Origin of the sequence: Synechocystis sp. FACHB-383 (genome assembly GCF_014698605.1) — a bacterium.
In the GTDB taxonomy this organism is placed as follows: domain Bacteria; phylum Cyanobacteriota; class Cyanobacteriia; order Cyanobacteriales; family Microcystaceae; genus Synechocystis; species Synechocystis salina.
Genome location: NZ_JACJTJ010000052.1, coordinates 1 through 12,210, shown reverse-complemented (window position 1 = coordinate 12,210; position 12,210 = coordinate 1). Strand labels below are relative to the sequence as shown.

General features: G+C 48.6%; 11 protein-coding genes. 6 read left to right on the top strand and 5 right to left on the bottom strand.

The window, feature by feature from the left end; genetic code table 11:
* Nucleotides 1-117: 117 nt before the first annotated feature.
* The 3 genes from H6G45_RS16550 (at nt 118) to H6G45_RS16540 (ending at nt 1,423) form a co-directional block, all read left to right on the top strand.
* Nucleotides 118-774 carry a YggS family pyridoxal phosphate-dependent enzyme gene (locus H6G45_RS16550; RefSeq protein ID WP_190599501.1) on the top strand — a complete coding sequence of 219 codons (657 nt, stop codon included), beginning with the start codon at nt 118-120 and terminating at the stop codon, nt 772-774.
* Between the two features lie 170 nt (nt 775-944).
* A complete protein-coding gene (locus H6G45_RS16545) occupies nt 945-1,163 on the top strand; it encodes a hypothetical protein (protein ID WP_190599500.1) in 219 nt (72 codons plus the stop codon).
* The gene (locus H6G45_RS16540; protein ID WP_347338287.1) at nt 1,160-1,423 is read left to right on the top strand and encodes a Txe/YoeB family addiction module toxin; all 264 of its coding nucleotides are present in this window, start codon (nt 1,160-1,162) and stop codon (nt 1,421-1,423) included. The genes H6G45_RS16545 and H6G45_RS16540 overlap by 4 nt, the downstream gene beginning before the upstream one ends.
* A gap of 71 nt (nt 1,424-1,494) precedes the next feature.
* Here the strand turns inward: H6G45_RS16540 and H6G45_RS16535 are convergent, their stop codons facing one another.
* Nucleotides 1,495-2,766 (bottom strand): FIST N-terminal domain-containing protein, encoded by a 1,272-nt coding sequence (locus tag H6G45_RS16535; protein WP_190599498.1) that lies wholly within the window; start codon nt 2,764-2,766, stop codon nt 1,495-1,497.
* Between the two features lie 211 nt (nt 2,767-2,977).
* Here H6G45_RS16535 and valS point away from each other — a divergent pair, with 211 nt between their 5' ends.
* On the top strand, nt 2,978-5,731 hold the full coding sequence (gene valS, locus H6G45_RS16530) for a valine--tRNA ligase (protein ID WP_190599497.1): 2,754 nt from the start codon (nt 2,978-2,980) through the stop codon (nt 5,729-5,731).
* A 262-nt stretch (nt 5,732-5,993) separates the two neighbouring features.
* On the opposite strand, the gene nuoK is transcribed toward valS, so the two are convergent.
* From nuoK to nuoH, 4 genes are all read right to left on the bottom strand, one after another.
* On the bottom strand, nt 5,994-6,299 hold the full coding sequence (nuoK, locus tag H6G45_RS16525) for an NADH-quinone oxidoreductase subunit NuoK (protein WP_197525966.1): 306 nt from the start codon (nt 6,297-6,299) through the stop codon (nt 5,994-5,996).
* 125 nt (nt 6,300-6,424) lie between these two features.
* On the bottom strand, nt 6,425-7,021 hold the full coding sequence (locus H6G45_RS16520; RefSeq protein ID WP_190599496.1) for an NADH-quinone oxidoreductase subunit J: 597 nt from the start codon (nt 7,019-7,021) through the stop codon (nt 6,425-6,427).
* Nucleotides 7,022-7,123: 102 nt separating this feature from the next.
* Nucleotides 7,124-7,705, bottom strand: a complete 582-nt coding sequence (gene ndhI / locus H6G45_RS16515) for an NAD(P)H-quinone oxidoreductase subunit I (protein ID WP_190599495.1) — start codon at nt 7,703-7,705, stop codon at nt 7,124-7,126.
* 129 nt (nt 7,706-7,834) lie between these two features.
* Entirely contained in the window at nt 7,835-8,953 is a 1,119-nt protein-coding gene (gene nuoH / locus H6G45_RS16510; protein WP_190599494.1) for an NADH-quinone oxidoreductase subunit NuoH, read from the bottom strand.
* A 380-nt stretch (nt 8,954-9,333) separates the two neighbouring features.
* Between nuoH and H6G45_RS16505 the strand changes: the two genes are divergently transcribed.
* Nucleotides 9,334-10,485 (top strand): quinone-dependent dihydroorotate dehydrogenase, encoded by a 1,152-nt coding sequence (locus H6G45_RS16505; RefSeq protein WP_190599493.1) that lies wholly within the window; start codon nt 9,334-9,336, stop codon nt 10,483-10,485.
* A gap of 30 nt (nt 10,486-10,515) precedes the next feature.
* Entirely contained in the window at nt 10,516-12,012 is a 1,497-nt protein-coding gene (bchE, locus tag H6G45_RS16500; protein WP_190599492.1) for a magnesium-protoporphyrin IX monomethyl ester anaerobic oxidative cyclase, read from the top strand.
* Nucleotides 12,013-12,210: the final 198 nt, after the last annotated feature.

Below are 12,210 nucleotides of genomic sequence, written 5' to 3'. Positions count from 1 at the left end.
GAGATGTTAAGACGTACCTGAGTGGGAAAACCGTCGCAGTGGGTTCGGTTAAGCACCGTTTCCCCAATTCACCTTAGGATCAAGGGCAGTATAGCCCCTTCCCCCGGCAGTTAGACTATGTTTTCCCCCAGCGTTTACTCAGAAATTATTACCACCCTCCCCCCTAGTGTAAGGTTAGTGGCGGTGACCAAAACCAAGGCGATCGCCGATATTGAAGCGGCCTACAGGGCGGGTATCCGGGATTTTGCCGAAAGTCGCATCCAGGAAGCGTTATCAAAAATTGAAGCCCTGGGGAGTTACACCGATATTAACTGGCATTTTATTGGTCGTTTACAAAGCAACAAGGCCAGACGGGTGGTGGAAAATTTTGCTTATATCCATTCCATTGATAATTTACCGATCGCCGCGAAATTAAACCGCATAGCCGAGGAATTAGGTAAGCATCCCCAGGGATTGTTGCAAGTGAAGTTACTGCCCGACGAGAATAAATCCGGTTGGACAAGGGAAGAATTAAGTATTGATTTACCCCAAATAGAGTTTTTTCGCAACCTGAAAATTTGTGGATTAATGACCATTTTGCCCCTCGGTCTGGCCCCTGGCGATCGCCAACAAACCTTTGGAGAATTAAAAGATTTAGCCGCAGAGATTAGTCAAACATCTAACCTGTCATTAACGGAACTATCCATGGGCATGTCCGGGGATTACCCAGAGGCAGTTGCCGCCGGGGCCACCATGATCCGTTTGGGCACCATTCTCTTTGGCGATCGGGGTTAAATACTCCATTTCATGGACGATAGCAAATATCGCAATTGCTAGTTGGGAATGAAAACTAAAAAGTTCTCATTGTCTGGCGTTTATTCTTTGCGCAAGCTGGAGATTGAGATACAATGAAAACTTAGACAACAACTAGACGAATCAAAGATAATATTTGCAATTTCACTAATATGAAAACGATTACCCTAAAAATAGAAGACGGTGTTAATGATCGTTTTATGTCGTTATTGAAAGACTTTTCCGATCATGAATTAAGGATTCTAGAAGAGTCCGAATATGTTAGTGATGATGACTACTTAAGATCCATTGAAGGCATGGTTGAGAGTATTAATGAAGCGAGAGAGGAAGTGTTAGAGAATGGTATTACTTTGGATAAGCTAGATTGGTGATGTACAAGGTGATTTTCATGACACAGGCACAAAAAGATGCTAAAAAATTAGCCTCTGGCGGGTTAAAGGCAAAAGCACTCAAGCTAATTGAGATTATTCGTGAAGATCCTTATCAATATCCTCCTGAATATGAGCTTCTTAAAGGAGACATGAAAGGACTAATTAGCAGAAGGATAAATAAGCAACATCGATTGGTATATGAAGTCATAGAACAGAAAAAAATGATCAAGATATACCGAATGTGGACCCACTACGAGTAGACCAGATAGGGTTCTTTCTATCATTTATTCTTGAATTGTCGATATAATGTAATCCAACTAACAAAGACTGGCTACGTAGTTAAATCCACCGCATGGACAATGGCGAAAGCAGAAGTATAGCCATGTAAAAAGGTTTGACTGCCCACCTGGCCAATTTCACCATTGCAGAAAAAACCTCCTAGGGCTATTCCCGGAAAATATTGCCCAAACACCTGGCTGTCAAAGTTGGGGGTGCCATACAGCCCATATCCTCTGCCTAAGCAAGAAAACATCAATGCCCCGATCGCCGTGGTAGGGGACTGACTTGGTTCGCCGTTATTGTAATAACGCAACAAAATTCTTAGATCATCGGCGGAGGTTTCCCGATCCCGTAAATGGAATTGTAACCTCTGGCCTTTTCTCACCCGGTCTCCAATGGCGATCGCCCCCTGGCGGGGATCCACCCCCAATAAATTACGAATTAAAAAATCTCCCGGTTGGAGAGTCAGCTTAAACTCATCGTTGGCCACACCGACAAAGAGAGAGCTTTGGGCCAATTCCTGATCCTTGGGGCTGAGGGTGGGAATCAGTTTTTGCAGACTGGCCAGGGGACTTTCCAACACCACCGTGCCACTGTCCTTATCCTTGCCTTCGATTTCTGTGATGATGTTTCGTTCTCCCTGGTTAACCACAAACGGTTCACCGATGGGTCGACAGCCCTGGGCCACCACACTACCGAGGCGAATATTACCCGCCAGAGCAACCCCAATGAAACCTTCCCCGTAGCGTCCACTGGCATGGTGGGGAGATTGCAAAAATAAACTGCCCCCCATGGCAACATTTTCTCCACTGGCTAAGCCCCCCGCTTTCCTTGCCTGGGGATAGGCAAAATCCAGCCCCGCCAAAAAGTCCGTTATGCCCGCCGCCATCGGGTCAGCCAAAATCAGGAAATCGGCCCCACTGGCCGGATCAACACCGACCAAATCCACCCAACTCTGGGGCGACGCATCCAAATCCGGTAACTCTTTCCCATGGACGTAGAACGGAGTCACCTTTACCCCTGGCAACCGGGCCACCGTTAAGCTCAGCGCCACTTTTCCTTCCACTTCCTGCACCGCGTCGGGGTCTGCCATACCAATGATGCCTCCCCCCAAACAACCAATCACATTGGGCACTGACAACTTTTCTTGCACCAGGGGCATTAACCGGGCTGCATCGGAAGCAAAGCTGGAAGAAAGGAACACAATTGCTAAATCCCAATCCCCCCGCCCTGGACCACTCACCTTGGCGATCGCCTCATCCAATGCCCCCTCCAAGGATGGCCTGGTAGAAAGGGCATTAACCCACTGCAAAGAATGTGTCATAGCAAAAAAAGTAATTGGATACTCGACCGAATTCCAACGGTTACCGAAAACCTTGCCCAAAATTGAGATTGGCCCAGACCACCATCGTAACTTCTCGGATCAAATTGCAGAAAACCATGGGGAAAATTTGCCCTGGCCCAACCTTAACAACACCAATGCCCCCTCCTAACCTATGGCAAAATGATGAAGGCCTAACAGTGAACTCCGCCCCATGACCACCTCCCTGCCTCCCCAATACGATCCCAGTGCGACCGAAGCCAAATGGCAAACAGCTTGGGAAGAAAGTCATGCGTTTCAAGCCGATCCCCAAGCCCCCGGAGAACCCTATTGTGTGGTGATTCCTCCCCCTAATGTGACGGGCAGTTTGCACATGGGCCACGCCTTTGAGAGTTCCCTCATTGATACCTTAGTGCGTTACCACCGGATGCGGGGAGATAACACCCTATGGTTACCGGGTACGGATCATGCCAGCATTGCTGTGCAAACTATTTTGGAGCGTCAGTTAAAAGCAGAGGGAAAAACCCGGCATGACCTGGGGCGGGAAAAGTTTTTGGAGCGGGCTTGGCAGTGGAAAATAGAATCTGGCAGTACCATTGTCAACCAACTGCGGCGTTTGGGAGTTTCCGTAGACTGGACTAGGGAACGGTTCACCATGGATGAAGGGCTTTCCCAAGCAGTTAAGACCGCTTTCATCCAGCTTTACCAAGAGGGGCTAATTTACCGGGGTAATTATCTAGTTAACTGGTGCCCGGCTTCCCAGTCGGCGGTGTCGGATTTGGAAGTGGAAAACCAAGAGGTGGATGGTCATCTCTGGTATTTCCGTTATCCCCTCACCGATGGCAGTGGAGAAGTGGTGGTGGCTACGACTCGGCCGGAAACCATGCTGGGAGACACTGCAGTGGCGGTGAATCCCCATGATCAACGTTATGCCGTCATGGTGGGCAAAACTGTCACCCTGCCTTTAACGAACCGGGAGATCCCCGTGGTGGCCGACGAATTGGTGGACCCAGAATTTGGCACCGGCTGCGTAAAAGTAACCCCCGCCCACGACCCCAACGATTTTGTCATGGGCCAACGGCACAACCTACCTTTTATTAATCTGCTCAATAAGGACGGTTCCCTCAACGAGAACGGTGGGGATTTTGCTGGCCAGGACCGCTTTGAAGCCCGCCAAAATGTGGTTAAAGCACTAGAAGCCCAGGGGTTTCTGGTCAAAATTGAACCCTATCGTCATTCCGTCCCCTACAGTGACAGAGGTAAAGTGCCGGTAGAGCCGTTGTTATCCACTCAATGGTTTGTCAAAATTGAAAGCCTGGCCCAAAATGCGTTGCGTTGCCTAGACGAAGAGCAATCCCCGAATTTTGTGCCGGAACGCTGGGGCAAAGTTTACCGAGATTGGTTAGTCAAACTTCAAGACTGGTGTATTTCCCGGCAACTGTGGTGGGGCCATCAAATCCCTGCCTGGTACGTTGTCAGTGAAACCAATGGGGAAATTGCTGATAATACCCCTTTTATTGTGGCCTATGACGAAACCGAAGCCCTGGCCAAAGCGGAAGCAGAATATGGCCCGACGGTACAATTACAACAAGACCCCGATGTGTTAGACACTTGGTTTTCTTCGGGGCTATGGCCCTTTTCCACCATGGGTTGGCCCCAACAAACAGAAGACCTGGCTAAGTATTACCCCACCAGTACCCTAGTAACGGGTTTTGACATTATCTTTTTCTGGGTAGCCAGGATGACCATGATGGCAGGACACTTTACTGGCCAGATGCCCTTTAAGGATGTGTATATCCACGGGCTAGTGCGGGACGAAAATGGTAAGAAGATGTCTAAGTCTGCCAACAATGGCATTGATCCCCTGTTGTTAATCAATAAATATGGCACCGACGCCCTACGCTATACCCTAATTCGAGAAGTGGCTGGGGCCGGACAGGACATTAGTCTGCAATACGATCGCCAAAAAGACGAATCGGAGTCGGTGGAAGCGTCCCGTAACTTTGCCAATAAACTGTGGAATGCAGCCCGGTTTGTGATGATGAACCTGGATGGAAAAACCCCAGCACAGTTGGGCCTCGCCCCTGTGGAAAGCCTGGAATTGGCAGACCGTTGGATTGTGTCCCGTCTCAACCGAGTTATTGAGCAGACCAGAGAACAAATAGAAAACTACGGCCTAGGGGAAGCGGCAAAGGGCTTGTACGAGTTCATTTGGGGAGACTTCTGTGACTGGTACATTGAACTGGCTAAACCCAGGCTTTGGAATAAGGAAGGGGGAGAAACTGGCACCCAGCGTCAATTGGTGGCTCGTCAAGTTTTGGCCCAGACGTTGGACAGCATTATTAAGCTGCTCCATCCCTTTATGCCCCACATTACCGAAGAGCTCTGGCAAACTCTCCACCAAGCCGAGGGGGAATTTCTCGCATTGCAGGCCTACCCGTTGGTTAACCAGTCTCTGATTGATCCGGGTTTGGAAACTCAGTTTGATCTGTTGATCAACACTTTACGTACCATTCGTAATCTCCGGGCGGAAGCGGGCATTAAACCAGGGGCCATGGTCACAGTTATCCTCCAAAGTGAAAATGACCAGGAACGACAAACCCTGCAACTGGGGGAAATCTATATTCGTGACATCGGCAAAGTGGAGAATCTCCAGGTTGTGCCCCAACTACCCCCAGAACAAACCCAGGCGGGCACGAAGTGTGCCTCCGGCATCGCCGGGGTGGTGGATACAGTCCAGGTATTGATTCCCCTCTCGGGGCTGGTGGATCTGGATATTCTCCGCAGTAAAATCAAAAAAACCTTAGACAAAGTCAGCAAAGAATATGAAAGCATCGAAAAACGTCTTGGCAATCCCGGTTTTGTCAATAAAGCACCGGAGGAGGTAATTGCCGGAGCTCGGGAATCCCTCAACGCCGCCGCCGTTCAACGACAGATGCTCCAGGAAAGGCTAAAAATGCTTGGCTAATGTTAATAACCCCCATTGCCCCTGGTTCTGTCAAAATTCCAGGGGTTTTGATTTGGACAAATTGTTTATGACTTTAGGACTGCCGGAAAGAAGAGATTTTGCATAAAAAATCCCCACCTTTTGCCAAAGCTTAAGTGGGGTGATCTGGTTAGGTAATTGGGTTGTTAAGACCTTTTGTGGATTTCAAACCATAACCAATGAGCAGTACGAAAAAATGTTCTATTCTCCCAATCAATCTGGAGTCTAAATCCACACAGTAGTATTACCATTTCAGCAGATTGAATTGCTCCATATCGGTTGTTTCTCGGTTGCGGTAAATAGCTAGCACGATCGCCAGACCCACGGCGGCTTCAGCGGCGGCAATGGTAATGACAAAAATGGCAAACACTTGACCCCGAATGTTGCTGGGATCAAGGTAATTGGAAAAGCCCATCAAGTTGAGGTTAACTGCGTTCAGCAACAGTTCAATGGACATCAACACCCGCACGGCATTACGGCTAGTGATGAGACCATAAATGCCAATGCAAAACAGGGCGGCCGCTAGAATCAAACAATATTGGAGTTGCAAATGCATGGTGGGGTCAGGAAAATTTAACTAGGGTTAATCAATAAAATTGGCTTAGATGGGGAGATTTTTGCCCAATCAACCGGCAAAGGTTCAAAAAACTCCCACTAACCTTGGTTAGGCAATGCCTATTTGGAGGCGGAAGTTAACTCACGGGGACGCTCCGGCAAAGTGAGAGCAGTGGCGGTTTTATCTTCCTGGGATAGTTCGGGAATTAAGTCCCGACGGGCCAAGATAATTGCCCCCACCATAGCCATCAACAACAGAACGGAAGCCAACTCGAAGGGCAGGAGGTAATCACTAAAAAAGTGTTTCCCAATGGTGACCAGGGTGTTTTCCACAAAAGGTCCCGTTTCATTAATCTGCCAAGGAGTAATTAACACCATGGTGCTCAACAAAGCAAAGATGCCGGTACAGACCAGGGCGGTGGATAAATTTCTCAGCCAACGACCGGGAATTTTGGAAAAATCTTCCCGTTTATTGACCAACATAATGGCGAAAAGAATAAGTACGCTGACCGCTCCCACATAAACCAGGACTTGGGCCGCCGCCACAAAATCCGCATTGAGCAGGATATAAATACCCGAAATACTGAGGAAGACTCCCCCCAACAGGAAGGCGGAATAAACAATATTAGAGAGCAGTACGACCCCCAGGGCCGCCCCAATGACTAAAAAAGCCAAGATTAGGAAGGATATGTACTGAACACCTTCAGCTAAATTCACAGTGGTTAATCTCCTAGGTACGGATAGTGGAAGGGCAAAATCAGGTCACAACGAGTTTACTTTAACGGGTAAAGCCAAAGAATAAAGGAATAAAGCACAAATCTATTCCGTTTTCACCAAATCTTCCGGATGTTGTCCGGCCCGTTGACTGCCCTTGGGTAAATCATGGGGTTCTAGCACTCCTTTGGGCAAATAGCCTAGTTCCCGCAGGGGAGTCACCATCGGATCTTCAGTTACTTTATAGGGCAACCTACCCAGGGCGACGTTGTCATAGTTCAAATCATGGCGATCGTAGGCCGCCAACTCATATTCCTCCGTCATGGAGAGACAGTTGGTGGGACAGTACTCCACACAGTTGCCGCAAAAAATACAAACTCCGAAGTCGATGCTGTAATGTTTGAGTTCTTTTTTCTTAACTGCCTTGTTAAATTCCCAATCCACCACTGGTAAGTTAATGGGACAAACCCGCACACAAACTTCACAGGAAATACATTTATCAAACTCAAAGTGAATTCTGCCCCGGAACCGTTCCGAAGGAATTAACTTTTCGTAGGGATATTGCACTGTGACGGGCCGACGACTCATGTGGTCGAAGGTAACTGCTAACCCCTGACCGATGTACTTAGCCGCTTGCAAACTCTCTTTAGCGTAGTCGCCAACCTGCTTAAGAATATTGTTGAACATAGCTTTCAGAAGGGAAAAAAGGTAGAGGGTGAAAAGTTGAACAAACCTGGAGACGGTGGCGAAAAGTCAGAAGCCGGAATCAAGCAAACATCGGCGCTCTCGAAGCTAATCTGCACCGCCCCATTGAAACTAACCACCAAAGGCCATGGGAAAGGTCAACTTCAGTCCAGCGGTAATTAGAAGGTTTGCTAGGGCAACGGGCAGTAAAAACTTCCAACCTAGGTTTAATAACTGGTCAATCCGCACCCTGGGCACAGTCCAGCGCAGTAGGATGGCAATGAAAATCAGAAAATAGGACTTAAGTACCGTCATGGTGATGCCCAGGGCCGCCATTAGCACCTGTAACCAAGAGGTGGTAGGAGCAACCCCCAGCCAATTAGCCACATTTTCCAAGGGAATGGGGAAGTCCCAACCGCCCAGATAAAGTACCGAAAATACCAGGGCAGAAAGTACAAGATTGACGTAGGAACCAAGGTAGAACAGGGCGAATTTCATCCCAGCATATTCGGTCTGATAACCCGCCACCAATTCTTCTTCAGCTTCCGGTAGGTCAAAGGGTAGACGTTCACATTCTGCCAGGGCCGCAATCCAAAAAATTAGAAAGCCCACCGGCTGACGCCAAATGTTCCAACCCAAAATGCCGTAGCCAGACTGTTGGTCAACAATGTCGATGGTGCTGAGGCTATTGGACATCATCACGATCGCCAACACTGCTAGGGATAGGGGAATTTCGTAGCTAATGGACTGTGCCGCCGCCCTTAGCCCCCCCAAAAGGGAGTACTTATTGTTGGAAGCGTAACCAGACATCAACAGCCCAATGGGCGCAATACTGGAAAGGGCAATCCAGAGAAAAATACCAACGTTAATGTCGGTGATGACCAGGTTCTGGCCGAAGGGCACAATGAGATAGGAAAGAAAAACCGGCAGTACCACCAGCACGGGGCCAATGGTAAATAACCAAGGGTCTGCCTTGGCCGGTACCACATCCTCTTTGAACACCAGTTTGATGCCATCGGCCACAGGTTGTAACACTCCCAAGGGACCGGCGAATTCTGGACCAATCCTTTGCTGAGCGGCGGCGGAAATTTTTCTTTCTAGCCATACCACCACCAACACCCCCACGGTGGCTCCGATGATCATCAAAATCGAGGGGAGGGGAATCCAAAACAGCTTCGCTAATCCTGGGGGCAGGCCGAAACCTTGCAGTGACTGAAGAAAACTATTCTGAAGATCAATGCCTGAAGTCATGGTGCCGTCCGCTGGGAGGGTTGAAATGATTAACTGAGTCTCAGCTCAGCAAGCTTGCCGATTATTGTAATGAAATTTACCTGCTTAGTATAGTCCCAATAGTTTTGATAGTTATGATTAGGATTCTTGAAGTGTGTCGCTTGCTTGGGGGTGATGGTGTCCTCGTTCTCCAGGATCCCTAGGGAGTTTTCTTCCACCCTTGGCAGGTATTCCATGACTAGTTTCGTCCCTGTCTTCATGGATCACTGGGGTAGAATCAATGTTGAGTTCTCCATTTCAGACCATGATTTGACGAAAAACTACAGCTATCCCGGAGGGCAAGTTTTTAAATACCGATTCTTTCGATCAATGGACTGATCAAAATTTGCTTTTGCCGGCCTATGTTAAGTTTTGCCCGTTCTCTGTATCCCCTAATTTTATCCGTCACCAAAAATGATCCGGAAAGGGGGCATCAACGCCTTATCCAAACTTTAAAAAAGGTGGATGCCATGCATCGCCATGGCTTTGCTGTGGCCATGGAGCAACTAGAACAAGCTTTTACCCATTCAGACCTTCGTTTACAACAAAGCTGTTGGGGCTTAAATTTTCCCAACGTACTCGGTCTCTCCGCCGGCTGTGATAAGGAGGGAGAGGCGGCCGCTGTCTGGCCTGCATTGGGTTTTGGTTTTGCAGAATTGGGAGCTGTGACCAAATATGCCCAACCGGGCAATGACCGCCCTCGTCTATTTCGTTTACCCCAAGACCAAGCAGTGCTGAATCGTTTGGGGGCCAATAATGAGGGTGCTGTGGCCATGGCGGCGAAGTTAAAACGCACCTGGGAGTACTATCCCCGCACCATCCCCATCGGCATTAATCTCTGTAAATCGAAAATTACTCCCCTTGACCAGGCGGTGGAGGATTACGTTTTCAGCTTTCAAACTTTAGCCCCGCTGGCGGATTATTTTGTGGTCAATGTCAGTTCTCCCAACACCCCTGGGTTGCGCAGCTTGCAGGAGTCTGACGAGTTGCCCCGCATTTTTGCTGGCTTGCAATCAGCGAATCATTGGCAAAAGCCGATTTTGGTAAAAATTTCCCCGGATCTCTCCTGGGAGGCGATCGCCGTCATCATTGATTTAGTCAAAGAACATAACTTAGCGGGCATCGTGGCCACCAATACCAGCACCCGGCGATCGGGGTTAAAGACAAAAATTTTGCCCCAAACCGGTCAACCCATAGAAGAGGAAGCCGGAGGACTGAGTGGTCAACCAATCCGAGACCGGGCCACAGAGGTAATTCGCTATATTTATCAACAAACTGGCGGCACCATTCCCATCATTGGCGTGGGGGGCATTTTCACCGCTGAGGATGCCTGGGAAAAAATTCAAGCAGGGGCTAGTTTGTTACAGCTTTATACGGGCTGGATTTATGGGGGTCCCTGGGTAGTCCCGGATATCTTGCAGGGCTTGGGGGAAAAGTTAGCGGCAGAGGGTTTTTCCCATATCAGCCAAGCAGTGGGCTCGGAAAGGGTATATTCAGCCAAGCAAATTTACTAATGTTATTGCCATTGTCCTCACAAATCCTTCATGCGCATCCTCATTGTCAATCCACCACATCCAGCTATTGGCAGCCGTATTCCGCAGGAGCAACTTCCCCCCCTCGGACTTTTGTTAGTGGGCGGTTCTTTATTGGATGCTGGCCATGATGTCACTCTGGTTGATGCCGAACTTGGCCCCCTTTCCCATGGTGAGATTGTTGGAAAAGTTGTTACTCACCAGCCCCAGATTCTCCTGATCGGCCACTCCGGTTCCACCTCAGCTCATCCAATCGTGGTCGAATTGACCCGTCGCTTCCGCAGGGAATTACCAAACCTCATCATTGTCTACGGTGGAGTTTTTCCGACCTATCATTTTCACGACATACTCACCCAAGAACCCCAGATTGATGTCATTGTTCGTGGCGAAGGCGAAGCCACCGTTCCTAGGTTGATAGCTGCCATTGAGAACGGCGATTACCTTGCTAACGTAGAAGGCATTGCTTTCCGTTCCCATGATCAGATTGTTGAGACCTCACCTGCTCCGATGATTCAAGATTTAGATGCCTATCGAGTTGGTTGGGAACTCGTTGATCTAAAAAAATATAGCTACTACGGTGGCAAGCAGGCCGTTGTTATGCAGTTTTCCCGAGGGTGCCCGCATCTATGCAATTACTGTGGACAAAGGGGTTTCTGGGCTCGCTGGCGACACCGTGACCCCAAGAAATTTGCCAAGGAAATCGCCTGGCTCCATCGAACCCATGGCGTCGAATTGTTCAACTTGGCCGACGAAAATCCAACAGTCAATAAGGCAGTGTGGCGGGAACTATGCGAAGCTATCATTGCCGAAAACCTACCGGTGATCATTATCGGTTCGACCCGTGCAGATGACATTGTAAGGGATGCAGATATCCTGTATTTATACCGCCAGGCAGGGGTAGAGAGGTTTTTGTTGGGTATGGAAAATACCGATGAATCCACACTCAAAAAAATTCGAAAAGGAAGTAAGACAACCACCGACCGTGAAGCTATTCGCCTACTGAGACAACACGGCATTCTTTCCCTTGCTACCTGGGTAACTGATTTTGAAGAGGTCACCGACCGGGACTTCATCCATGCCCTCAGACAGTTGCTTTGGTACGATCCAGACCAAATTATGTCGTTGTATGTGACGCCCCATCGCTGGACTGGATATTATCGAATCGCTTCTGAAAGGCGGGTCATTCAACTCAATCAGAGTAAGTGGGACTATAAGCATCAAGTGTTAGAAACCCGTTATATGCCTCCTTGGCGCATTTTTTTATGGGTGAAGTTCATTGAAATTATTTTGCAAACCCGTCCTGTAGCGTTATGGCGGTCCTTTTTCCAGCCCAACCGAGCTTCACGCCACGGCATGAATTGGTTCACGCGTATGGGGCGACGCGTCTTAGCCCATGAGTTGTGGAACTTCTTCTTCGGCGACTTTCGAGTCAGCAACGGGCCAACATTGGAACAATTCTGGGGTGCCCCCCAGGATCACCAAGAAATTCCCCTCCGCATATCTCGTTAGGGGGGCTGAGTTTGTGTCAAGCCTAGGCAGATTTAGGATACGACAAACAGTACTAAGAGCAATTATCTTCCAAGGTCGAGAGAGGCAGAAACGTTGAATGGTATTTATGTGCCACCGAAAAATAAGCAGAATAACCCTATAGCAAAGCAAATTCATCACCTTAGTGCTAACTCCCTTAGCCAGTGTACATAGCTTATT

What these genes read in the sequence shown, in the direction of transcription:
- valS (WP_190599497.1), top strand. Translation starts at nt 2,978, where the DNA reads ATGACCACCTCCCTGCCTCCCCAATACGATCCCAGTGCGACCGAAGCC.
- H6G45_RS16535 (WP_190599498.1), bottom strand. Translation starts at nt 2,766, where the DNA reads ATGACACATTCTTTGCAGTGGGTTAATGCCCTTTCTACCAGGCCATCC.
- H6G45_RS16545 (WP_190599500.1), top strand. Translation starts at nt 945, where the DNA reads ATGAAAACGATTACCCTAAAAATAGAAGACGGTGTTAATGATCGTTTT.
- H6G45_RS16505 (WP_190599493.1), top strand. Translation starts at nt 9,334, where the DNA reads ATGTTAAGTTTTGCCCGTTCTCTGTATCCCCTAATTTTATCCGTCACC.
- H6G45_RS16550 (WP_190599501.1), top strand. Translation starts at nt 118, where the DNA reads ATGTTTTCCCCCAGCGTTTACTCAGAAATTATTACCACCCTCCCCCCT.
- nuoH (WP_190599494.1), bottom strand. Translation starts at nt 8,953, where the DNA reads ATGACTTCAGGCATTGATCTTCAGAATAGTTTTCTTCAGTCACTGCAA.
- bchE (WP_190599492.1), top strand. Translation starts at nt 10,516, where the DNA reads ATGCGCATCCTCATTGTCAATCCACCACATCCAGCTATTGGCAGCCGT.
- ndhI (WP_190599495.1), bottom strand. Translation starts at nt 7,705, where the DNA reads ATGTTCAACAATATTCTTAAGCAGGTTGGCGACTACGCTAAAGAGAGT.